The organism is Aeromicrobium sp. REDSEA-S38_B2, from assembly GCF_001628525.1.
In the GTDB taxonomy this organism is placed as follows: domain Bacteria; phylum Actinomycetota; class Actinomycetes; order Propionibacteriales; family Nocardioidaceae; genus Aeromicrobium; species Aeromicrobium erythreum.
Map to the genome: position 1 here is coordinate 93,423 of NZ_LUNH01000019.1, position 21,215 is coordinate 114,637.

The following is a 21,215-nucleotide window of genomic DNA, read 5'->3' on the forward strand; positions in this document are numbered from 1 at the left end:
GCCGCCGCTCAGGCGAGCGCAGAGAAACGCGCGAGGAGGCCGTCGACCGCTTCGTCGACGAGATCGGCAAACGCGCAGTCGTCCAGGAGGCGCCCGAGCGGCGTGTCATGCAGCAGTGTCGCCGCCTCGTGAGCGAGGTCGAGGTACGCGTCGTGAGCGACGGGGCCATTCGAGGGAGCGGCGTCGCGCTCCTGTGGGAGGATCACGGTCATGGCTGGCAGCCTTCCTTGTAAGGGCTTCCGGTCTAGGTCCCGTCGGGCGTTGCCGCGCCCTGCGGGACCGTTCTGTTACGACGACCGTACACGCCAAGGGCGGCGATGTCGCCTGTTCGACGAGAGTCATTTTGCACTGCGATTCCAGTCGCGAAAGGCGACTTGCGTGACCTGTCGCCGCCCTTCGCTAGCGTGTCTCGCATGAGTACCGCAGCGTGGGCAGTCATTGGCGTCTTCGTCGGAGCCGCGTTGCAGTTCCTCGCCAACACCCTTAGCGACCGACGAGCCGATCGGAGAGCCGACGCCGACCGCGCGGAAAGCCGTCGCGCGCGCCTGGAAGCCAGACAAGAGGAACGCGCGGCCCGGTTGTTCGACTCTCGTCGGACGGCCTACGAAGCGTTCATCAGCACCGCGAGGAGCGAGAGTTCGAGGCTGTGGACCGCGGGCTCAAGGTTTCTCATCGGCGAACGCTCGACCGACTTGCATCGGCCCGTCGGCGATGAGTTGCTGGATCAGTGGGGAACGGTGGGCCTCTACGGATCACCCGCGACCGGGAGGGCCGCCGAGGAGGTGTATGCGGCACTTTTCGAGTTTGCCAATCTCTGCCGACGAGGGCCAAAGAACCTTGAAGAGGTCGCCCAGCACTACGGCCGCGTGAGCGCGTTGCTAGAGGCCTTCGCCGGGGCCGCCCGCGTAGATATGGGTGCGGCGATCCCCGCTGACGGCGGCATGAGCGCCGAGACTTCGACACAATGAAGTCATGAGCGATGATGACGGCGTCCGCTGGGTGCTCGCCAACGACGGCAAGGCGCACGCGCTGACGTGGCTATCCAAAGACAAGACGCACGGGGGCCTGGCGTGCCGAGCCGGCGTGAACAGGCCTACACCGGCGGGACCGGGTGACCGACGGTGCTCGGAGTGTCGGAGCGAGATTTCGAGCCTGGAGGCTCAGAAGCAAAGAGGCTCGTCGACCTAGCCGGGGTCGATGCATGTCAGGTGGCGCGACACGCCAGGCCGCGCCACGTGTCGTCGTCCACGTCCCATCACACGAGACGCTCGTGGTTTCGTACTAACCTCCTCGACCGTCGGGTCGTCCAGGAACGGCTGCAACGGTCCGAGCCCGGCCACGTCGGCCACGATCCCGCCGACCACCCGGTCGGGCTCTTCCAGCGACCGCACCGCACCCGTCAGCGACCGTCGCTCGTGCTCGGCCACCACCTCGTGCGCGACCTCGCGTACCGCATCCGCGTCCGTCTGCGGGTCGAGCCGCCGACGTCGCACCTGCTCGCGCACCCGCTCCGCGAGCGTCGCCTGCACCGGATCCACCACTGACCTGTCCCCCGAGAAGTCGTGTCGATGACCAGGACCATGACAAGAACGGCGCGATCTGTGAAGGGGACGCCCGCCTAAACTGTGGACAAGTGGGACGGACGGACGATCGCGACCCGCGTCAGGAGCCCCGCACCTCGGCGACGACGTCGCGGAGCAGCGTCGGGGTGACCTCGGCCGAGGCGATCCGCGCGGCCACCCGTCCGCGGGTGTCGAGCACCCACGTACCAGGGACGGCCTGGACAGGGAGCACCTGGCTGAACCGCAGGGCAAGACGACTGTCGCGGTCGACCAAGGTCGGGTACCGGACCCCGAAACGCTCGTTGAAGGCTCGCGCAGCGGCAGGCGAGTCCCGCGCGAGAAGACCGATGAAGGCCACGTCCGACGGCGCCTCATCGGACACTCTTGCGAAGACCGGGGCCTCCTTGCGACAAGGAGCGCACCACGAGCCCCACCAGTTCACGACGACGACCTTGCCGCGGTAGCTATCCAGGTCGACCGGTGCACCGTCGAGCGACTCCCCCTCGGCGCCGTGGAGCACCTCGCGCTCGCTCGGGCGGAGGATGGTCACCCCCGCGCTCGCATCCCCGCTCTCAGCGCCCGCACAGCCCGACAGGAGCAGCGCGCACGCCATCACCGCCACGACACTCGCCTTCACCTACAACCTCCAGAAGGACATCGACCCTGCTCCGGACGTTCGCTCACCGTCACAGGGACTCTGCCAGCGAAGACTGCACGGCAACACACACCGCTCGCGAGGTGGTGTGTCCGCCCCAGGAGCGGATCGTGCTTCGGACGCTGACGCCGGCGCCGCCCCGGTCGTCACGTCGTGCAATCACGGCTGGTCAAGCGTGTGATCGGTCACGTACAGTGGAAGCCGGACTGCGAAAATGACCCGTTCGGGCTAGAGCGCAGGTGATCGCGGTCCGGGAGCATGTCCTCTGGGAGTGGGGAGAAGTGGAAGACATGGTGACGACCACCCGCGTGGTGCAGCCGTCGTTCGACGACGACGCCCTCGTTCCGCACGCCTACCTGCGCAGCCTCCTCGAGGAGGCCGCCACCCTCGCCCCGCGCGAAGGCCTGGCCGACGTGCTCACGCTCGTCACCGCAGCCGTCGAGGAGTGCGCGCTCACGCCCGACGTCGCGTTCTCGCTCGGCCAGCAGCTTCGTCTCGTCATCGGCGCCCACCCCGCCGACGGCGACCTCGACGCCCACCTGCTGCTCCACGCCCTGCTCTCGGAGCTGATCGAGGTCACCAGCCTCGTCGACGGCGTCCACCTCGACGACCTCGAGCCGCTCGTGCAGCACCTCGTCTCCATCGGCGACCTCGCCGAGGCGCAGCGCACCACCCGCCTCGCCGACGCCACGCGCGCCCGCGTCCGCGCGCTCGAGAGCAGCATCGCCGCCGACCTCGGCGCCGCCTGACCCGCACGCAGCCCGCTCACAGGAACCACACAGGTTCCGCACGGACAGGCGACGGACAGGCCGTCCACACTGGACCCATGACCGCGCCCCTCACCCGCGCCGACGGCACGCCCCTGCGCGTCCTCGTCGTCGACGACGAGCCCAACATCGCCGAGCTGCTCATGATGGCCCTGCGCTACGAGGGCTGGGACGTGCGCACCGCCGCCACCGGACGCGACGCCGTGTCCACCGCCCGCGAGCACGCCCCCGACGTGATCGTCCTCGACTGGATGCTGCCCGACGTCGACGGCCTCGAGGTCCTGCGACGCGTCCGCCAGCACGACGACCGCGTCCCCGTCCTCTTCCTCACCGCGCGCGACGCCGTCGAAGACCGCGTCGCCGGGCTCACCGCCGGCGGCGACGACTACGTGACCAAGCCGTTCAGCCTCGAGGAGGTCGTCGCCCGCGTCCGCGCCCTCGTGCGACGCACCGGCGTGCTCGAGCAGCGCTCCGACCACGTCGTCACCGTCGGCGACCTCACCCTCGACGAGGACAGTCGCGACGTCACCCGCGCCGGCACCCCCATCGAGCTCACCGCGACCGAGTTCGAGCTGCTGCGCTACCTCATGCGCAACCAGCGTCGCGTGCTCAGCAAGGCGCAGATCCTCGACCGCGTGTGGAACTACGACTTCGGCGGCCAGGCCAACGTCGTCGAGCTCTACATCTCCTACCTGCGCAAGAAGATCGACGCCGGCCGCGAGCCGATGATCCACACCAAGCGCGGCGCCGGCTACGTGCTCAAGCCCGCCGAGAGCGCATGAGCCTCACCCGCCGGCTCGTCCTCACCGTCGTCGTGCTGGTGGCCACCGCGAGCCTGCTGGTCGCCGCGGCCGCGACGCTGCTCATGCGCAGCTCGCTCACCGACCGCCTCGACGCCCAGCTCGCGCAGGCCATGGACCGCGCCAGCACCGAGGCGCGCGGCAACCCGCTCGGACCCGGCGGCGGGCCGGGTGGGCCCAGCAGCCGCGTCGACGTCGTGTGCGGCGAACGTCCCCGACCACCCCTCGGGCAGGCCGCCGGCAGCCTCACCGCCGTCTACACCTCCGACTGCGCCAACGGCGTGCAGATCACGTCGAGCGGGAGCCTGCGCGGCCTCTCCACCACCGCGCTGCAGCGCCTCGGCGGCGTCGACGCCGACGAGACGCCCCGCACCATCGACCTCCCCGGCCTCGGGTCGGTGCGCGTCGCCGCCACCACCACGCCCGACGGCACCGTCGTCGTGCAGGGCCTGCCCACCGACGACGTCGACCAGACCCTCACCCAGCTGCTGTGGTGGGAGGTGCTGCTCACCGTCGTCGGCGCCGCCGTCGCCGCAGCCGTCGGGGCTGCCCTCGTGCGCCGCCAGCTGCGTCCGCTGCGCGACGTCGCCGCCACGGCGCACGAGGTCTCGGCCCTCCCCCTCGACTCCGGCGAGGTCGGCCGCACGGCCCGGGTGCCCGACGCGCTCACCGACCCCGGCACGGAGGTCGGCCAGGTCGGCGAGGCGCTCAACCGGCTGCTCGGGCACGTCGAGGGGGCGCTCGACGCACGTCACGAGAGCGAGCAGCAGGTGCGCCAGTTCCTCGCCGACGCGTCCCACGAGCTGCGCACCCCGCTCGCCACCATCCGCGGCTACGCCGAGCTCGGCCGACGCACCGGCACCGACCAGCTGGCCAAGGTCGAGGAGGAGGCCCAGCGGATGTCGACCCTCGTCGACGACATGCTGCTGCTCGCCCGCCTCGACGCCGGACGCCCGCTGGAGCGGGAGCCGGTCGACGTGAGCCGGCTCGTCGCCGAGGCCGTCGCCGACGCGCAGGTCGTCGACCGCGAGCGGCGCTGGCGGCTCGCGCTGCCCGACGTCGCCGTGGAGGTGCCCGGCGACGCGATGCGGCTGCACCAGGCCGTCACGAACCTGCTGCGCAACGCCACCCGGCACACCCCGCCCGGCACCGAGGTGACGGCACGGGTCGACGTCGACGACGCCACCGTGCGGATCGAGGTGCACGACGACGGTCCCGGCCTCTCCCCCGACCTGCTGCCCGTGGTGTTCGAGCGGTTCACGCGCGGCGACTCCTCGCGGACCCGCGCGTCCGGCGGCGCCGGCCTCGGGACGTCGCTCGTCCGGGCGATCGCCGAGGCCCACGGCGGCCGGGTCGAGGTCGAGAGCCGCCCCGGCAGCACGACGTTCCGCATCACGCTGCCTCGCTCCTGAGCCGCGCCACCACTCACAGACGACCCACAGCGCGACGAGACGAGCACCCCAGCGGGGCCGCCCAGCATCGACGTCATGCACCCGACGACGACGCTCCGCGCGGCATCACGACCCGCCGAGCCACCCCAGGCCCCGACTCAGCGCGACACCGCGCCCCGGCCCCTCGCCCGCCTCTGGCGTGGACGCCCGGAGGACCACCCCGCGGCCCGCCCCGCCCTGCTGCTCCTGCTCGCAGCGACGGCAGCGCTCTACCTGTGGGGCCTCGGCGCCTCCGGGTGGGCCAACTCGTTCTACTCCGCCGCCGCGCAGGCCGGCTCCGCGTCGTGGAAGGCGATGTTCTTCGCCTCCTCCGACGCCGCCAGCTCGATCACGGTCGACAAGACACCGATGTCGCTGTGGGTGATGGCCCTGTCGGTGCGCCTCTTCGGCCTGTCGTCGTGGAGCATCCTCGTGCCCCAGGCGCTCATGGGCGTCGCGACGGTGTGGCTGCTGCACGGGACGGTGCGCCGGACCACCGGCAACGCCTGGGCCGGTCTCGCCGCCGGTCTCGTCCTCGCCCTCACCCCGGTCGCGACGCTGATGTTCCGGTTCAACAACCCCGACGCCCTGCTGCTGCTTCTCCTCGTGGGCGCGACGGCCGCGACGCTGCGCGCCTTGGAGGACCCGGCCCGCGCGGTGCGCTGGCTCGTGCTCGCAGGCGCCCTCGTCGGGTTCGGCTTCCTGACGAAGATGCTGCAGGCCTTCCTCGTCCTGCCGGCGCTCGGCGGCGTCTACCTGCTCGCGGCCACTGTGCCGTTCTGGCGTCGCGTCGGGCACCTGCTCGTCGCGTTCGCGTCGATGGTCGTCGCGGGCGGCTGGTGGGTGCTGGCCGTCGAGCTGTGGCCCGCGTCGAGCCGACCGTGGATCGGCGGCTCGCAGAACAACTCGATCCTCGAGCTGACGCTCGGCTACAACGGCCTCGGACGGCTCAACGGCAACGAGGTCGGCTCCGTCGGCGGTGGCGGTGGCGGCGCCGGCGGTGGCATGTGGGGCCAGACCGGCCTCACGCGGCTGTTCGACGCCGAGATCGGTGGTCAGATCGCCTGGCTGCTCCCTGCGGCCCTGCTCCTGCTCCGCACCGAGCTGGTGGCGGTCGTCGGCGCCGCGGTCGTGCTCCTCGCGACCACGGCCATGGCGGTCGTCCTGCTGCGCCGTGCCGACGGGTTCCTGCCATGGCTCGCGCCCACCGTCGCGGTCGCCGGCGTGCTCGTCACCGGCGCCCTCCTCGCGCTGCCGGTCGTCCGGCGTCGGCTCCCCTACCGCGCCGCACGACGCCTCGGTCTCGGCCTGGCGGGCGCCGCCGTTGTGACCATGCTCGCCGGACCTGCCGTCTACGCGGTCGACACCGCCGCCTCGCCGCACACCGGCTCGATCCCGACCGCCGGCCCCGACACCGGTCGCGGTGGACCTGGCGGCTTCGGCGGCGGACGTCCTCCGGGCGGCTTCCCCGGAGGTCGCCCCGGCGCGACCGGCCAGCAGGGTGCGCCGCAGGGCGCACCGCAAGGACAGGGCTTCCCCCAGGGGCAGGGCTTCCCGCAGGGACAGGGCACCAGTCAGGGACAGGGCTCGGCGCAGGGCCAGACCGGCACCGGACAGAACGGCACCGGACAGAACGGCCCGACCGGCGGAGCAGGCGCCGGTGGGCTGCTCGAGGGCTCGACCTCGTCGGCCGAGGTCGACGCGCTGCTCACCCAGGACGCCGACTCCTACACCTGGGTCGCCGCCGCCGTGGGCTCCAACAGCGCCGCCGGCTTCCAGCTGTCCACCGAGGAGCCGGTGATGGCGATCGGCGGCTTCAACGGCTCCGACCCGTCGCCCACGTTGAGCGAGTTCAAGCAGCTCGTGGCCGACGGGGAGATCCACTGGTTCATCGCCGGCGGCGGTGGCGGACGTGGCGGGCCGGGTGCGAGCGGCAGCACGAGCACCGAGATCCAGGAGTGGGTCGAGGCGACGTTCACCGCGCAGACCGTCGACAACACCACGCTGTACGACCTGTCGGGCGGCGTGCAGTGAGCGCCGTGATGGAGCCGACCACGTCGCCGGCGCGTCGGCTCGGCACGCTCGACGTCGTCATCCCGGTGTTCAACGAGGAGCGCAGCCTCGTGGCGTCGGTCGAGGCGGTCGTCGCGCTCCTGGATGACCTGCCCCTCGTCTCGACGGTGACGGTGGCCGACAACGCCAGCACCGACCGCACCGGCGCGCTCGCCGACCAGCTGGCCGCCCGGCACCCCGGCGTGCGGGTCGTGCACCTGGAGGAGAAGGGGCGGGGTCGCGCGCTGAAGGCGGCGTGGTCGAGCTCGGACGCCGACGTCCTCGTCTACATGGACGTCGACCTCTCGACCGACCTGAACGCGCTGCTGCCCCTCGTGGCGCCGCTGCTCACCGGCCACTCCGACCTGGCCATCGGCAGCCGGCTCGCCCGGACGTCGCGCACGGTGCGCGGACCTCGGCGCGAGATCGTCTCGCGCGGGTACAACTACCTGCTGCGCGGTGCGATGCGGGCCCGGTTCAGCGACGCGCAGTGCGGCTTCAAGGCGATCCGTCGCGACGTCGCCGACCGGCTCCTGCCCCTCGTGCACGACGACGCCTGGTTCTTCGACACCGAGCTCCTCGTGGTCGCCGAGCGGTCGGGGCTGCGCATCCACGAGGTGCCGGTCGACTGGGTCGACGACCCCGACAGCAGCGTCGACGTGCTCCGCACCGCGCTCGACGACCTGCGTGGCATGGCACGGCTCGGCTGGTCGCCGCAGAGCTCGGCCGCGTCTCGCGCCAGGGCGCGGCCGGCGGGCTCTCCGCCCAGCTGGCCGGGTTCGCGGTGGTCGGCGTCCTCTCGACCCTCGCCTTCGCCGTCCTCTACCTCGGGCTGCGCGGACCCCTCGGCGCACAGGGCGCCAACGTGGTGGCCCTGCTGCTCACGACGGTCGCGAACACCGCCGCGAACCGGCGCTTCACGTTCGGCGTCCGTGGTCCGGGCGGTGCCGCCGTCCACCAGCTGCAGGGCCTGGTGGTGCTCGGAACCGGCATCGCCGTCACGAGCGGCGCCTTGGCGCTGCTGCACCAGCTGGCCGGCACGCAGCACCGTGGGCTCGAGGTGGTGGTGCTCACCGCGGCGAACCTGATCGTCACCGTGGGCCGGTTCGTGCTCATGCGCGGGTGGATGTTCCGGCGAGGCGCGGCCAGGACCGGGTGAGCCGACACGCCCCGGCGCGCGCGGTTGTCCCGCAACCAGCGATCCGCAAGGATCGACGTGTGATGCCGCGCTTCGTCCGCCGTGCCCTGGCCGTGACCTCGGCCCTGCTCGCTCTCGGGGTCGTGGGCGTCGTCGGGGTCGGGCCGGCCGCCGCGGAGGAGCCCGTCGACGTCAGCGGCCAGATCACCGACCGTGCCGACGCTCTCGGCGCCGACCGTCCGCAGGTCCAGGCCGCGCTCGACCGCTACTACCGCGACACCGGCCGTCAGCTGTTCGTCGTGTACGTCCGGACCTTCGACGGGCTGACGGGTGCCGAGTGGGCGACGCGCACCGCCGAGCGGTCGGGCCTGGGCCGCACCGACGTGCTGCTGGCCGTCGCGCTGGAGTCGCGATCCTACGGCTACGACGCCGACAGCGACGAGCTCTCCGACGCCGACCTGGAGAAGGTCGACCGCGAGTACATCCTCCCGGCCCTTCGGCAGGACGACTGGGCCGGTGCAGCCACCGGCGCCGCCCGGGGGCTCACCGACGTGGACCGCGACACCGGCATCCCGTGGGGCTGGGTCGTCGGCGGCACGGCTGTCGTGGCCGCCGGTGCTGCTTACGGGGTCCACCGCTCCCGTCGACGCTTCGACCACACGCACCCGGTGGTCGACGAGCACGGCCAGCCGGTCGACCCGGCGGCGATCCTCGACGACGACGAGCTCGAGGCCGCCGTCGCGGAGGCGCTCGTGGTGGTCGACGATGCGCTGCAGACCGCCGACCAGGAGGTCGGCTTCGCCGAGGCCCAGTTCGGCGAGGCCGCCGCAGCCGACTTCCGGCGCACGGTCGTGGAGGGGCGGGCCACGTTGCGCGAGGCGTTCACGCTGCGCCAACGGCTCGACGACGCCGAGCCCGAGACCGACGCCGAACGTCGCGTGCTGCTGTCACGGGTGCTGCACCTCTGCGACACGGTCGACGACGCGCTCGATGCCCAGGTCGAGCGCCTCGACGCGCTGCGCGACCTGCAGACCCGCGCGCCCGAGGTGGCCGACACGCTGCAGCAGCGCCTCGATGCCGTCGTCGCGCGGCTGGCGCCCACCGCCGAGACTCTCCGCGCGCTCCAGTCCGAGCACGCCGGCAGTGCGCTCGCCGCCGTCTCCGGCAACGTCATCCGCGCGGAGTCGCTCACGCGCAGCGCCACCGAGCAGCTCGGCCAGGCCCGCGCGGCGCTCGGCGGGTCCGACCACGCGACCGCGGCCGTGCGGCTGCGCACCGCTGAGGAGGCGACCGGCCAGGCCGTCGCCCTGCTCGACGCGGTCGACACCGCACGCGACGACCTCGCCCACGCCGCCGACGCGGCCGACGACCTGCTGGCCCAGGTGACGGCCACCGTCTCCGCGGTCTCCACCTACGTCGAGACGCACCGTGGCGCCGTCGGCAGCACCGCCCGCACGCGGCTCTCGGAGGCAGGCCGCCTGCTCGACGCCGGACGCCAGGCCGTCGACAGCGACCCCGAGGAGGCGACGCGCACGCTGGAGCGCGCCGCCGGGCTCGTGAAGGAGGCGCAGACGAGTGCCGAGGCCGACGTGGCCGCCTGGCGCGCGTCGTCGGCGCCGAGCGACGACCTCTCCCTGGGCGGGATCCTCGGCGGCCTGGCCATGGGGTCGGGCAGCCGTGGACGCGTCCGACGCTCCGGCCGGACGACCCGCTCGAGCCGCCGCACCGCCAGCCGCCGCACCCGCAGTCCCCGCTCCACCAGCAGACGGAGCCGTCGCAGCGGCGGCGGACGGTTCTGACCCCCGACCCCACCCGCACGTCCCACCGGAAGAGAGAGCACCATGGCCCAGAAGCAGTCGATCCTCGGTCGTATCGCCCAGCTGACCCGCGCGAACGTGAACGCGATGCTGGACAAGGCCGAGGACCCCGAGAAGATGCTGGACCAGCTGGTCCGCGACTACACCAACAGCATCGCCGAGGCCGAGGACGCCGTGGCGCAGACCATCGGCAACCTGCGGCTCGCCGAGGCCGACCACGCCGAGGACGTCGCCGCCGCCAAGGAGTGGGGCGCGAAGGCGATCGCCGCGTCGCAGAAGGCCGACGCCCTGCGCACCGCCGGCCAGCCGTCGGAGGCCGACCGCTTCGACCAGCTCGCCAAGGTCGCGCTCGGCAAGCAGATCGGCTTCGAGAACGAGGCCAAGACGGCCGCCCCCGCGATCGCCCAGCAGAACGAGACGGTCGAGAAGCTCAAGACCGGGCTCGTCACCATGCGCAGCCGGCTCGACGACCTCAAGACCCGTCGCGACCAGCTCGTCGCACGTCAGAAGACGGCCGCCGCGCAGGCCCAGGTGCAGCAGGCCGTCGGCTCCATCAACGTCCTCGACCCCACGAGCGAGCTGTCCCGCTTCGAGGAGAAGGTGCGGCGCGAGGAGGCACGCGTGGCCGGGCACGCCGAGCTGCAGGCCTCGAGCCTCGACGCGCAGTTCGAGGAGCTGGAGGCCGACACCACCCAGCTCGAGATCGAGGCGCGGCTCGCGGAGCTCAAGGGCCAGCTCGGCACGTCGTCGGCGCCCCAGGTCGAGTCCGCGCCCGAACAGCCCGCCTCCTGAGCGCAGAACTGCAAGGATGACGCCATGAAGATCAACGAGACCCACTCCTACGGCGACGCCGACGTCGAGGCCGTGTTCGGCCTCATCTCCAGCGAGGCGTTCCGCACCGAGGCTGCCGAGGACGCCGGCGCGAGCGACATCGACGTCGACGTCACCGAGTCCGGCGGGGCCGTGACGATCACGATCGTGCGCACCCAGCCCGCCGAGATGCCCGACTTCGTCAAGAAGCTCACCGGCGACACCGTGAAGGTCAAGCAGACCGAGAAGTGGAGCCCGCCGGAGTCCGACGGCAGCCGCAAGGCCGACGTGAAGGTCAGCATCATCGGCCAGCCCGCCGAGATGCTGGGCACGGCCGTCCTGGAGGCCAAGGGTGGTGGCACCTCGTTCACCGTCGCCGGCGACGTGACGGTGAAGATCCCGTTCATCGGCAAGAAGATCGAGCCCGAGGTCGCCAAGGCGATCAAGGGGTCGCTCAAGCACGAGGTCGAGCTGGGCAAGACCCGCCTCTGACCCCCGCGGGACCGCCCCGCCCGCGGTCCACGCACGAGGGCCCCCGACCGTGCAGGTCGGGGGCCCTGCTGCGTGGTGCGCGGCTCAGCCGAGCAGGCCGAGGACCGTCTCGAGCTCCTGCGGGGCGTACCAGGCGAGGTTGCCGCTGCCGTCGGCGTCGACGTGCAGGGCCTCGACGTCGGCGAGGGTCACGTCGGCGGTCGACCCGTCGGCCGACTGCGCCACCTCGGCCACGACCACGACCGGACCGTCCTCCGCCGCGGCCTCCAGCGCCTCGAGCTCGTGCTGCTCGTCGTCGGACTCCGCGGCGACGACCTCGCCGTCGAGCGGGCTGCCGTCGCGCAGGGCGCGCAGCCGCTCGGCGTCGACCCCGACCCACACCCGCACGCTCATGCCTTCCTCGGCTTCTGCCGGCCGCGCGGGGCCCGACCCCGACGCGGTCCGACGGTCTCCACCAGCTCCTCGAGGGCCTCCTCGATGCACTGCCCCAGGACGTCGACGTCGGGCACGGCCTCGCGGTCGGCGACGATCCCGAAGAACACGCCCCCGTGGTACGACGTGACACCGATCGACACGACACGCTGGTCGATGAGCGGGATCGCCGGGTACACCTCGGCCACCTGCTCCCCCGCCATGTAGACGGGCTCCTGCGGGCCGGGCACGTTGGTGATCGTCAGGTGGTGCCCGCGCGACGTCTCGGTCGCGGCGACGCGTGCGCCGACCGCGTGGAACGTCGACGTGGCGAAGCCCGGCAGGCTCGCCAGCTGGTTGGCGGCGACGGCGGAGCCGGTCTCGCGGTGGTCCTTCAGCGCGTACGACACCTGGTGCAGGCGCACGACCGGGTTCGTCTCGCCCACCGGGAGCGAGAGCAGGTGCCCGCGCACCTTCGAGCCGAGCGAGGTCGGCAGGCCGTCGTCGGCCGCGACCGACATCGGCACCATGGCGCGGAAGCTCGTCTTCGCGGTGACCGGCTCGGCGCGCGTCAGCATCCAGCCGCGGATGCCGCCGGTGATGACGGCGAGCACGACGTCGTTGACCGTGCCACCGTGCTGGTCGCGCACCCGGCGGTACTCCTCGAGGCAGGTCGAGACGGTCGTGAACCGGCGGTGGCGCGACAGCGTGCCCGAGAGGACGCCGCGCTGCGACGGCGCGCCCGCACCGATGACCGGCAGGTGGCGCGCGACGCGTCCGACGTTCATCTCGGCGATCCGCAACGCCTCGCCCGGGTGGCGCACGTTGCGCTCCAGCGTGGCGGCGACGACGCCGAGCGGACCCGGCCGCGGGTGCGGGTTCCAGTCCTCGTGCGGGATGTCGCGGACCCGGTCGGTCTCCTCCAGCAGCACCTGCGCGAGGTCGATCGTCTCCGAGCCGTCGACGAGCGCCTGGTGCGCCTTGAACAGCAGCGCCACGCTGCCGTCCTCCAGGCCCTCGATGAGGTAGAGCTCCCAGAGCGGGCGGTCGAGGTCGAGGCGACGGGCCACGAGCCGACCGACCAGCTCGTGGAGCGCGTCGCGCGTGCCCGGGCGGGGCAGCGCGGACCGGCGGACGTGCAGGGAGATGTCGAAGTCCTCGTCGTCGGTCCACAGGGGCGTGCCGAGCGCGCCAGGGACCTTGCGCGGCACCTGGCGGTAGCGCGGGACGATGTCGAGCCGTTCGTTGATGACGCCGATGAGTCGGTCGTAGGTGAGCGAGCCCCCGGGCTCCAGGATCGCCAGCGAGGCGATCTGGCGGGGCACGTCCGGGCTGTCCAGGTTCAGGAACATCGCGTCCAGAGGACTCAGGCGCTGCATCTCACTCCTCGCAGATCCCGACGAACCTACCACCGGTATCGACGTCCGGCGTGCGGCGTGGTTCACGTCGTGGGTGCGGCGAGCGTCACGGGACGGACGCGGGTCACGAGCGTCGCCAGCGTCTGGACGGAGGCGACCAGCGCCGACCTCGGGTCGACCTCGGCAAGGGTCGCCCCGCGCAGCGCGGCGGTGTCGACCGTGGGCCCGTCCTGCGGCAGCGCGACGAGCGGGCGGACGCCGGCGAGCCGGTGGACCGTCGAGGCCAGCTGCTCCACGCTCCACCCGATCGAGTCACGCACCTGGTTGAGCACCACGACCGGCTCGTCGGGCACCAGGTCGCGCAGGTCGTGCAGTCCCCGGACCAGACGGGTGAGCCCGACGGGGTCGGCCCGACCCACCACAACGACGACGTCGGCGACCTGGAGCGCGGTCACCGTGGCCTGGTCGCGACCACCGCCCGGCCCGTCGGGCGCCTCGAGGCAGGACGCGACGTCGACGACGACCGCGTCGTGCGTGTCAGCCAGCCGTCGCAGCACGCGCTCGAGGGGCGCCGCCCGCACGTGCACCCACATGTCGGGGCGAGGCAGCCCGGTGAGCACGGCGAAGCCGTCCCGGACGACCTGCAGGTGCTCCTCGACCTGCTCCTCGTGGCCCTGGTTCGCCACACGACAGGCCGCCATGAGGCCCGACACCTCGTCGAGCAGCCCGAGCTGCTGCGCCTGGGCGCCGCCGCTGGTGTCGGCGTCGACGAGCACGCAGCGCCGGCCGGTGCGCGCCATCGCGTCGGCCAGCGCAAGGGCCACGGTGCTGCGCCCGGGCGCGCCCTGCGGCCCCCACACGGCCACGACCAGGCCGTCACGCGGCGGCTCCGCCGCGTCGCGCGTCCCTCCGGGCGGCTCGTCCGCGGCGGGTCCGGCGTCGGCGCGCAGCCGGACCGTCCGCAGCGCCGAGACGACGTCGTCGCTCGCGCCCACGGCGTCGGCGCCCAGGGCCGACGCGCGGTCGGCGGGGCCGAGCCCGACGACCCGCACGCCGGCGGCGCGGACGGCGCGCACGGTCTCGACGTCGAGCCCCGGCACCGACAGGTCGACCGCGGCCACGGCGACGTGGCCCGTCTGCGCCACCGCGACGAGCTCCGCGACGTCGACGCACCGACGCACGAGCTGCAGGTCTGGCGCGGCCTCGACGGCCCGTACCGCTGCCGCCTCCCAGCCTGCACCGGCGGCCGCCAGCACGACCCGTCGCGGCGGGGAGGAGGTCACGAGCGCCGCACGATCGTCACGTGGCCGGACGTCAACCGGGCCAGCGTGGCGCCGTCGAGGTCGGGGCCGACGTCGACGAGCACGGTGCGCGCACCCCCGGACGCCCCGACGGCCCCGGCCCGCACGACGGCGACGCCCTCGAGCAGCAGCCGCGCCGGACCGGAGTCGGTCGCGACGGGGTCGCCGTCGGGTGACGGACCGACCCAGACGTCGACCCGCTCCCCCGCGCGCAGGTCGTCGGGCGCGGCCCCGAGCGCGACGGACAGCGGCAGCTCAACGGTGGCCGTCGCGCCGTCGGCGACGAGGTCGGCACGGCCGACGAGGGCACCCTCGGCACCGGCCCGCGACCACTGCAGCGCCTCGAGCCGACCCGGAAGCGCCTGGTCGGTGCGCAGCAGAGCACCGGCGGCGTCGCCGTCGACCCGGGCGCGGGTCTCGACGGACGGTCACGGCCGGTGACACCAGGCCGTGGGAGCATGGGCCCATGTCCGATGCGACTCCTCGGTTCCTCACCCTCGCCGACGTGGCCGAGGTGCTGAACGTGACGGTGCGCCAGGTGTACGCGTTGGTGCGCTCGGGCGAGCTGAAGGGCATCCAGATCGGCGGACGGAACCAGTGGCGGGTCGAGAACGACCAGCTCGAGGACTACATCCGCCGCCAGTACGCCCGCGCCGAGCAGGCCGTCGCCGAGCTGTCGGACGCCGACCTCGCCGACCAGCCCGACGACGTCACGCGCTGACGGCGACCAGCCCCGGCAGGCTCATCGGGCCACCAGCTCACTGGCCCAGCGTGACCACGGCGAGGGCGCGCAGGGGCACGAGCAGGTCACGCTCGGCCGTGCGCAGCACGACGCCACCGTCGACGACCCGCACCACCTGCGCGCGCAGGGTCGCGCCGTCGGTCCTGACCACCCGGACCTCGTCGCCGTCGTCGCGCAGCCGGCGGAGCACGTGCGGCCAGCCCAGCCGGGCGTCGACCGTGGACGGTGCCGGAGCGCGGCCGTCGGTGCGCACGCCGGTCACCGCGTCGATCGCGACCACGTGCTCGACGCTGCCGGCGTCGAGGCGCACGAGCCGGTCGTTCGCGAACCGGACCTCGCCGGCCAGCCGACCGGCGCCCAGCAGCTCCAGCTCCACGTAACCGCCGAGCAGCGAGCGCCACGGCGTCCGTGACCACTCCTCGTCGCGCAGCTCCGCGACCAGGGCGTCGCGCTCGAGGAGGGCGTCGTCGTCGAGCGACGCCTCGAGCTCGGCGAACAGACGCTCCCAGCGCATGCCAGCACCGTACCCCCGTCCCATCCCCGGCCTCACCTGTGCACGAGGCCTTGACCTCATGCGTCTTCCGACCTTCGATGTCATCAAACGTCGTCAAACGTCAGGAAACAGCATCATGCGTCTTCGGTGGTCCGGTCACCTGTGCTGCACCTGTGCTGGCTCGTCTCGGTCCTGGTGCTCCTCGTGCGGGTTCCGTCCGTGGAGCGCACCGTCGCGGGCCTGGGAGCATCGTCGTTCCCGACGGCGCTCACCTCCCTGCTCGAGCTCGTCCTCCTCACGATCGCGGCCTGGGCCGCCGTCGCGCTCGGCCTCGGTCTCGTCGGCGGCCGCGCGGCGGTCGTCGCGGCGCGGCTGCTGCCCCGTGCCGTCCGCGGCGCGCTGGTCGCCGGCGTCGTCACCACGCTGTCGGTCGGCACGGCGCACGCCGCTACGTCGCCGTCGCCCGACCCGAGTCCCGCCGCATCGACGCTCGACGGCCTCGTGCTCCCCGACCGCCCCGCGTCGGAGGTCCACGACACCCCGCCGGTGGGACCGCCGACGCAGCCGCCCCCCGACACCGTGGTGGTGGCTCCAGGCGACTCGCTCTGGAGCATCGCCGCGTCACGTTCAGGCCCCCGCGCGAGCGTCGCCGACGTCGCCACGTCGACGGAGCAGTGGCACCAGGAGAACCGCGAGGTGGTCGGGCCCGACCCGGACCTGCTCCAGCCAGGACAACGCCTCACGGCACCGCGGGAGCCGGCATGAGGACGTCGACGGAGCTGCGCTCCCCCGCCCGGTTCGTCACCGACGAGGACGCCCTGCCGGCGCAGCTCCCGCTGCCGCTGCCTGGTTCGCCCACCTCGGTCGTGCCGGTGCCGCAGACCCGCGACGGGGAGGAGCTGGCCCGACAGCTGCGAGCACCGCTGGCCCGGTTCATGCAGGGCGTGACCGAGGTGCTGTGCGGCGGACGTCCCGCCCGGCAGCTGTCGGCGTGGATGACGCCCGACGCGTACCGCGCACTGGTGACGGCGCTCGTGCGGCAGGGTCGCGTCCCGACGCGTCAGGACCGTCGACCCGCGGGCGGTCGACTCGCGTCGGTGCACCTGTCGGTCGTGAGCGAGCGCGCCGTCGAGGTCACGGGCCGCATGGTGCACCGCGGACGCTCGCACGCGATCGCCGTCCGGCTCGAGCTCGTCACCTCGCCGCGCGGTCGCGCGGTGTGGACCTGCACCGCGCTCGAGTGGGCCTGACCCCACCGGGCGACACGACGAAGGGCCCGCACCGTCGAGACGGTGCGGGCCCTTCCACGTCGGCGAGGCCGGTCAGCGGTTGCGCTTGCGCGACTGGCGCGCCGCCTTCGACTTCTGCCGTGCCTTCGACTTCTGGTTGGCCTGGCGCTGCTTGTCGCCGGCCGGCTCCTCGGTCTCGCTGTGCACCTCGACGTCGCCGTCCTCCGACGGGGCGGAGTAGGACAGCTTCTGCTCGCCCTTCGGCTCCAGGCCCTTGGCCTGCAGGTGCGGGTGCTCCTCGTCATCGGCCGGGGTCTCCTCGACCTGGACGTCGAGGTTGAACAGGAAGCCGACGGACTCCTCGGCGATGCCGTCCATCATGGCGCTGAACAGCTCGTAGCCCTCGCGCTGGTACTCCACGAGCGGGTCGCGCTGGGAGTAGGCGCGCAGGCCGATGCCCTCGCGCAGGTAGTCCATCTCGTAGAGGTGCTCACGCCACTTGCGATCGAGGACGCTGAGCACCACACGACGCTCCAGCTCGCGGGTGACCGGGGCGCCGAGCTCCTCCTCGCGACGGTCGTACGCCGTCAGCGCGTCGGCCGTGATCGTCTCGACGAGCGACTCGCGCGAGAGCGCCTCACGGCCGCCCGCCTCGTCCTCGACCTCCTCGATCGTCAACGACACCGGGTAGAGCGTGCGCAGCGCGGTCCACAGCTGCTCGAGGTCCCACTGCTCGGGGAAGCCCTCGGTGGCACCGTTCACGTAGCCCGTGACGGTGTCGGTGATCATCGTGCGCACCTGGTCCTCCAGGTCGGCGCCCTCGAGCACCTTGCGCCGCTCGCCGTAGATGACCTCGCGCTGGCGGCTCATCACGTCGTCGTACTTGAGGATGTTCTTGCGGGTCTCGAAGTTCTGCGCCTCGACCTGCGTCTGGGCCGACGCGATCGCGTTCGTGACGCGCTTGTTCTCGATCGGGACGTCGTCGGGGATCTTCATCGTCTGCAGAACCCAGTTGACCCAGTCGGCCTTGAACAGGCGCATGAGGTCGTCCTCGAGCGACAGGTAGAAGCGGGTCTCGCCCGGGTCGCCCTGACGGCCGGACCGACCACGCAGCTGGTTGTCGATGCGGCGCGACTCGTGGCGCTCGGTGCCGATGACGGCGAGGCCGCCGGCTGCCTGCACCGCCTCCTTCTCCTCGGCGACCTGCGCCTCGATGCGCTCCAGCGTCGCCGGCCAGGCCGCCGAGTACTCCTCGGCGTTCTCGAGCGGGTCGAGACCCTGCTTGCGCAGCTCGGCGTCGGCCAGGAACTCGACGCTGCCGCCGAGCATGATGTCGGTGCCTCGACCGGCCATGTTGGTGGCGACGGTGACGGCGCCGCGGTGACCGGCGACGGCGACGATCGCGGCCTCGCGCTCGTGCTGCTTGGCGTTGAGCACCTCGTGCGGGATGCCGCGCTTCTTCAGCAGCTTGGACAGCCGCTCGCTCTTCTCGACGCTCGTGGTGCCGACGAGGATCGGCTGGCCCGTGGCGTGGCGCTCCTCGATGTCGGCGACGACGGCGTCGAACTTGGCGGCCTCCGTGCGGTAGACGAGGTCGGGCTGGTCGATGCGCGAGACCGGCTTGTTGGTCGGGATCGGGACGACGCCGAGCTTGTAGGTCTTGTCGAACTCGCTCGCCTCGGTCATGGCCGTACCGGTCATGCCGCCGAGCTTGTCGTAGAGCCGGAAGTAGTTCTGCAGCGTGATGGTGGCGAGCGTCTGGTACTCCTCGCGGATGCGCACGCCCTCCTTGGCCTCGATCGCCTGGTGCAGGCCCTCGTTGTAGCGACGGCCGTCGAGGATGCGTCCGGTGTGCTCGTCGACGATGATCACGTTGCCGTCGATGACGACGTAGTCCTTGTCGCGCTTGAACAGCTCCTTGGCCTTGATGGCGTTGTTGAGGAAGCTGATGAGCGGGGTGTTGACCGCGTCGTAGAGGTTGTCGATGCCGAGCTGGTCCTCGACCTTGTCGATGCCCTCCTCGGTGACGGAGACGGTGCGCTTCTTCTCGTCGACCTCGTAGTGGGTGTCGATGCTCATCGCGCCGACGATCCGCGCGAACTCGCCGTACCACTTGACCTCGTCCTCGGTGGGGCCCGAGATGATGAGCGGCGTGCGCGCCTCGTCGATGAGGATGGAGTCGACCTCGTCGACGATGGCGAAGTTGTGGCCCCGCTGGACGCAGGCCGCGATGTCATCGGCCATGTTGTCGCGCAGGTAGTCGAAGCCGAACTCGTTGTTCGTGCCGTAGGTGATGTCGCACGCGTAGGCGTCGCGACGCTCCGGCGGCGTCATGTTCGGCAGGATCATGCCGACGCTGAGGCCGAGGTAGGTGTAGACGCGGCCCATCCACTCCGCGTGGTAGCGCGCCAGGTAGTCGTTGACGGTGATGACGTGGACGCCCTTGCCCGACAGCGCGTTGAGGTAGCTGGGCAGGGTCGCGACGAGGGTCTTGCCCTCACCGGTCTTCATCTCGGCGATGTTCCCGAGGTGCAGCGCGGCGCCGCCCTGCACCTGCACGTCGAAGTGCCGCTGGCCGAGCACGCGGCTGGCCGCCTCGCGCACCGTCGCGAACGCCTCCGGCATGAGGTCGTCGAGGGTCTCACCCTGGTCGAGCCGCTCCCGGAACTCGGCGGTCATGCCGCGGAGCTCGTCCTCGCTCATGGCGCGGAACTCGTCCTCGAGGGCGTTGACCTGCTTCGAGATCGCGGCGAGCTGACGAAGGATCTTGCCTTCGCCGGCGCGGAGGATCTTGTCGATGACCTTGGGCACGGTGGACGCACTCCTGAGTTGGTGAGACGGACCTCTCGCAGTGTATGCCGCGGGACCAGCACCGCGGGCACGGGTGGCGCGCTGGGGCTACACGAGCGCGCGGACGTCCGCCGCGAGGTCGCCCCGCTCGCCGACCTCGATGGCGCCGAGGGCCAGCCAGCGCGCCATGGTCCGCAGCTCCTCGGCCAGCTCGACCGCGGTGTCGGCCGGGGCGCCGGGCTCGGACCAGGCCCCGTGGACGACGAGCGTGCCGCGGGCGCGGTCCGCCTTGAGGTCGACCCGCGCGACGATCGCGTCGCCGAGCAGGAACGGCAGCACGTAGTAGCCGTACTCGCGCTGCGCCTCGGGCACGTAGATCTCGATGCGGTAGCGGAAGCCGAAGAGGCGCTCGGTGCGCTCGCGCTCGAAGACGAGCGGGTCGAAGGGGCTGAGGAGCGTCCGGGCGCGCACCGCGCGGGGGCGCGCCGCCTCGTGGTGCAGCCAGGCGGGTCGGTCCCAGCCCTGCACGCGCACGGGCAGCAGCACGCCCGCGTCGGCGAGGTCCTCGACGGCGGCACGGGTCGGGTCCGGAGCCGAGCGGAAGTAGTCGCGCAGGCACGGGAGGGTCGCGACGCCGTGCGCCCGGGCGGCGTGCTCGACCATCACGCGGTGCGCCTCGGCCTCGTCGAGCGCGGGGCGTGCGAGGACGTCGGCGGGGATGACCCGCTCGGGGAGGTCGTACTCACGCTCGAACTGCGCCGTGCGGCGCGCCGACGTCAGGCGTCCGCCGTGGAACAGGAACTCGAGGGCATTCTTCGTGGCCGTCCAGTTCCAGCCCCAGTGCGAGCGGTCGCGCTCGCGCTCCTGCCCCAGCGCCGCGTCGACCTGGCGCGCGGTGAGCGGACCGTGCTCGGCGACGTGCGCCAGGACGGCGTCGACGAGCTCCGGCTGCTCGCGGGCGACGCGGTCGGGCCCGCCCCACAGCCCGCGCCGGGACGCCATCCGGTGCTGCATGGCGGGCCACAGGTCGACGTCGACGAAGGTGGCCACGTGCGCCCAGTACTCGAACATGAGCCGCGGCGACCGGCCGGCCGCCCGGTGGAACAGCTCGAGGTCGTAGGGGCCGCACCGCGAGTACAGCGGCAGGTGGTGGGCCCGCTGGAGCACGTTGACCGAGTCGATCTGGAAGAAGCCGAGCCGGCGCAGCGTGCTGCGCAGGTGGGGTCGTGCGACGGTGGCCGGCCGGGCGCGGGTGAACCCCTGCGCGGCGAGCGCGACCCGACGGGCCTGCAGCGTGGTGAGACGTTCGGTCACGTCGAGCATCCTGCCGGGCGGCACCGACACCGGCGCCGCGGCCCCGCGCGAGGA

The 21,215-nt window shown here is 72.7% G+C and carries 22 protein-coding genes and 1 pseudogene; 15 read left to right on the forward strand and 8 right to left on the reverse strand.

Translation table 11 applies throughout. The annotated features are described in order from the left end of the window. Positions 1 to 8 precede the first annotated feature (8 nt). A complete protein-coding gene (locus tag A6Q81_RS04535) occupies positions 9 to 212 on the reverse strand; it encodes a hypothetical protein (protein ID WP_286689680.1) in 204 nt (67 codons plus the stop codon). A gap of 201 nt (positions 213 to 413) precedes the next feature. Here A6Q81_RS04535 and A6Q81_RS04540 point away from each other — a divergent pair, with 201 nt between their 5' ends. Both A6Q81_RS04540 and A6Q81_RS04545 read left to right on the forward strand, forming a co-directional pair. Next, complete coding sequence (locus A6Q81_RS04540) at positions 414 to 968, forward strand: hypothetical protein (RefSeq protein WP_286689681.1); 555 nt, start codon at positions 414 to 416, stop codon at positions 966 to 968. 267 nt (positions 969 to 1,235) lie between these two features. Further along, positions 1,236 to 1,544, forward strand: coding sequence for a hypothetical protein (locus A6Q81_RS04545; RefSeq protein WP_286689682.1), 309 nt, complete (start codon positions 1,236 to 1,238; stop codon positions 1,542 to 1,544). Between the two features lie 118 nt (positions 1,545 to 1,662). On the opposite strand, the gene A6Q81_RS04550 is transcribed toward A6Q81_RS04545, so the two are convergent. After that, the gene (locus A6Q81_RS04550; RefSeq protein ID WP_286689683.1) at positions 1,663 to 2,112 is read right to left on the reverse strand and encodes a TlpA family protein disulfide reductase; all 450 of its coding nucleotides are present in this window, start codon (positions 2,110 to 2,112) and stop codon (positions 1,663 to 1,665) included. A 395-nt stretch (positions 2,113 to 2,507) separates the two neighbouring features. On the opposite strand from A6Q81_RS04550, the gene A6Q81_RS04555 reads away from it, so the two are divergent. The 9 genes and pseudogenes from A6Q81_RS04555 (at position 2,508) to A6Q81_RS04590 (ending at position 11,523) form a co-directional block, all read left to right on the forward strand. After that, a complete protein-coding gene (locus A6Q81_RS04555) occupies positions 2,508 to 2,966 on the forward strand; it encodes a hypothetical protein (protein WP_286689684.1) in 459 nt (152 codons plus the stop codon). Between the two features lie 77 nt (positions 2,967 to 3,043). After that, positions 3,044 to 3,766: a response regulator transcription factor gene (locus tag A6Q81_RS04560; protein WP_286689685.1), complete on the forward strand. Its 723-nt coding sequence runs from the start codon at positions 3,044 to 3,046 to the stop codon at positions 3,764 to 3,766. Further along, a complete protein-coding gene (locus A6Q81_RS04565; RefSeq protein WP_286689686.1) occupies positions 3,763 to 5,196 on the forward strand; it encodes a sensor histidine kinase in 1,434 nt (477 codons plus the stop codon). Before A6Q81_RS04560 ends, A6Q81_RS04565 begins: the two co-directional genes overlap by 4 nt. A gap of 75 nt (positions 5,197 to 5,271) precedes the next feature. Next, positions 5,272 to 7,248 (forward strand): glycosyltransferase family 39 protein, encoded by a 1,977-nt coding sequence (locus A6Q81_RS04570; RefSeq protein WP_286689687.1) that lies wholly within the window; start codon positions 5,272 to 5,274, stop codon positions 7,246 to 7,248. Positions 7,249 to 7,256: 8 nt separating this feature from the next. Beyond that, a pseudogene (locus A6Q81_RS17180) lies at positions 7,257 to 7,739 on the forward strand (glycosyltransferase); the annotation flags it as partial. Positions 7,740 to 8,050: 311 nt separating this feature from the next. Next, complete coding sequence (locus A6Q81_RS17185) at positions 8,051 to 8,425, forward strand: GtrA family protein (protein WP_317698662.1); 375 nt, start codon at positions 8,051 to 8,053, stop codon at positions 8,423 to 8,425. 62 nt (positions 8,426 to 8,487) lie between these two features. Next, complete coding sequence (locus A6Q81_RS04580) at positions 8,488 to 10,203, forward strand: TPM domain-containing protein (RefSeq protein WP_286689703.1); 1,716 nt, start codon at positions 8,488 to 8,490, stop codon at positions 10,201 to 10,203. 42 nt (positions 10,204 to 10,245) lie between these two features. Next, positions 10,246 to 11,013: a PspA/IM30 family protein gene (locus tag A6Q81_RS04585; protein WP_286689688.1), complete on the forward strand. Its 768-nt coding sequence runs from the start codon at positions 10,246 to 10,248 to the stop codon at positions 11,011 to 11,013. 24 nt (positions 11,014 to 11,037) lie between these two features. Beyond that, complete coding sequence (locus tag A6Q81_RS04590) at positions 11,038 to 11,523, forward strand: DUF2505 domain-containing protein (RefSeq protein ID WP_067855513.1); 486 nt, start codon at positions 11,038 to 11,040, stop codon at positions 11,521 to 11,523. Positions 11,524 to 11,607: 84 nt separating this feature from the next. Here A6Q81_RS04590 and A6Q81_RS04595 read toward each other — a convergent pair whose 3' ends face one another. From A6Q81_RS04595 to A6Q81_RS04605, 3 genes are all read right to left on the reverse strand, one after another. Further along, a complete protein-coding gene (locus A6Q81_RS04595; protein WP_144433672.1) occupies positions 11,608 to 11,916 on the reverse strand; it encodes a hypothetical protein in 309 nt (102 codons plus the stop codon). After that, complete coding sequence (locus A6Q81_RS04600; RefSeq protein WP_083516270.1) at positions 11,913 to 13,313, reverse strand: WS/DGAT/MGAT family O-acyltransferase; 1,401 nt, start codon at positions 13,311 to 13,313, stop codon at positions 11,913 to 11,915. The genes A6Q81_RS04595 and A6Q81_RS04600 overlap by 4 nt, the downstream gene beginning before the upstream one ends. A 62-nt stretch (positions 13,314 to 13,375) precedes the next feature. Beyond that, positions 13,376 to 14,575, reverse strand: a complete 1,200-nt coding sequence (locus tag A6Q81_RS04605) for a CpaE/TadZ family protein (protein ID WP_286689689.1) — start codon at positions 14,573 to 14,575, stop codon at positions 13,376 to 13,378. A 20-nt stretch (positions 14,576 to 14,595) separates the two neighbouring features. Here A6Q81_RS04605 and A6Q81_RS04610 point away from each other — a divergent pair, with 20 nt between their 5' ends. Both A6Q81_RS04610 and A6Q81_RS04615 read left to right on the forward strand, forming a co-directional pair. Continuing rightward, positions 14,596 to 14,769, forward strand: a complete 174-nt coding sequence (locus A6Q81_RS04610; RefSeq protein WP_286689690.1) for a hypothetical protein — start codon at positions 14,596 to 14,598, stop codon at positions 14,767 to 14,769. A gap of 290 nt (positions 14,770 to 15,059) precedes the next feature. Next, on the forward strand, positions 15,060 to 15,314 hold the full coding sequence (locus A6Q81_RS04615; RefSeq protein ID WP_286689691.1) for a helix-turn-helix domain-containing protein: 255 nt from the start codon (positions 15,060 to 15,062) through the stop codon (positions 15,312 to 15,314). 37 nt (positions 15,315 to 15,351) lie between these two features. On the opposite strand, the gene A6Q81_RS04620 is transcribed toward A6Q81_RS04615, so the two are convergent. Then, entirely contained in the window at positions 15,352 to 15,849 is a 498-nt protein-coding gene (locus tag A6Q81_RS04620; protein WP_286689692.1) for a hypothetical protein, read from the reverse strand. A 126-nt stretch (positions 15,850 to 15,975) separates the two neighbouring features. Here A6Q81_RS04620 and A6Q81_RS04625 point away from each other — a divergent pair, with 126 nt between their 5' ends. Both A6Q81_RS04625 and A6Q81_RS04630 read left to right on the forward strand, forming a co-directional pair. After that, positions 15,976 to 16,593, forward strand: a complete 618-nt coding sequence (locus A6Q81_RS04625) for a LysM peptidoglycan-binding domain-containing protein (protein ID WP_286689693.1) — start codon at positions 15,976 to 15,978, stop codon at positions 16,591 to 16,593. Then, positions 16,590 to 17,078, forward strand: a complete 489-nt coding sequence (locus tag A6Q81_RS04630) for an Rv3235 family protein (protein WP_067855492.1) — start codon at positions 16,590 to 16,592, stop codon at positions 17,076 to 17,078. Before A6Q81_RS04625 ends, A6Q81_RS04630 begins: the two co-directional genes overlap by 4 nt. Positions 17,079 to 17,150: 72 nt before the next feature. Here the strand turns inward: A6Q81_RS04630 and secA are convergent, their stop codons facing one another. Both secA and A6Q81_RS04640 read right to left on the reverse strand, forming a co-directional pair. Continuing rightward, the gene (secA, locus tag A6Q81_RS04635; protein ID WP_502692802.1) at positions 17,151 to 19,868 is read right to left on the reverse strand and encodes a preprotein translocase subunit SecA; all 2,718 of its coding nucleotides are present in this window, start codon (positions 19,866 to 19,868) and stop codon (positions 17,151 to 17,153) included. 87 nt (positions 19,869 to 19,955) lie between these two features. Further along, positions 19,956 to 21,170 carry a winged helix-turn-helix domain-containing protein gene (locus A6Q81_RS04640; protein ID WP_286689694.1) on the reverse strand — a complete coding sequence of 405 codons (1,215 nt, stop codon included), beginning with the start codon at positions 21,168 to 21,170 and terminating at the stop codon, positions 19,956 to 19,958. Positions 21,171 to 21,215: the final 45 nt, after the last annotated feature.

Bases quoted from the DNA above. Each gene is read 5' to 3' on its own strand.
- A6Q81_RS04585 (WP_286689688.1), top strand. From the start codon at position 10,246: ATGGCCCAGAAGCAGTCGATCCTCGGTCGTATCGCCCAGCTGACCCGC.
- A6Q81_RS04590 (WP_067855513.1), top strand. From the start codon at position 11,038: ATGAAGATCAACGAGACCCACTCCTACGGCGACGCCGACGTCGAGGCC.
- A6Q81_RS04535 (WP_286689680.1), bottom strand. From the start codon at position 212: ATGACCGTGATCCTCCCACAGGAGCGCGACGCCGCTCCCTCGAATGGC.
- A6Q81_RS04570 (WP_286689687.1), top strand. From the start codon at position 5,272: ATGCACCCGACGACGACGCTCCGCGCGGCATCACGACCCGCCGAGCCA.
- A6Q81_RS04540 (WP_286689681.1), top strand. From the start codon at position 414: ATGAGTACCGCAGCGTGGGCAGTCATTGGCGTCTTCGTCGGAGCCGCG.
- A6Q81_RS04560 (WP_286689685.1), top strand. From the start codon at position 3,044: ATGACCGCGCCCCTCACCCGCGCCGACGGCACGCCCCTGCGCGTCCTC.
- A6Q81_RS04565 (WP_286689686.1), top strand. From the start codon at position 3,763: ATGAGCCTCACCCGCCGGCTCGTCCTCACCGTCGTCGTGCTGGTGGCC.
- A6Q81_RS04640 (WP_286689694.1), bottom strand. From the start codon at position 21,170: ATGCTCGACGTGACCGAACGTCTCACCACGCTGCAGGCCCGTCGGGTC.
- A6Q81_RS04630 (WP_067855492.1), top strand. From the start codon at position 16,590: ATGAGGACGTCGACGGAGCTGCGCTCCCCCGCCCGGTTCGTCACCGAC.
- A6Q81_RS04555 (WP_286689684.1), top strand. From the start codon at position 2,508: ATGGTGACGACCACCCGCGTGGTGCAGCCGTCGTTCGACGACGACGCC.
- A6Q81_RS04620 (WP_286689692.1), bottom strand. From the start codon at position 15,849: ATGCGCTGGGAGCGTCTGTTCGCCGAGCTCGAGGCGTCGCTCGACGAC.
- A6Q81_RS04615 (WP_286689691.1), top strand. From the start codon at position 15,060: ATGTCCGATGCGACTCCTCGGTTCCTCACCCTCGCCGACGTGGCCGAG.
- A6Q81_RS04600 (WP_083516270.1), bottom strand. From the start codon at position 13,313: ATGCAGCGCCTGAGTCCTCTGGACGCGATGTTCCTGAACCTGGACAGC.
- A6Q81_RS04595 (WP_144433672.1), bottom strand. From the start codon at position 11,916: ATGAGCGTGCGGGTGTGGGTCGGGGTCGACGCCGAGCGGCTGCGCGCC.
- A6Q81_RS04580 (WP_286689703.1), top strand. From the start codon at position 8,488: ATGCCGCGCTTCGTCCGCCGTGCCCTGGCCGTGACCTCGGCCCTGCTC.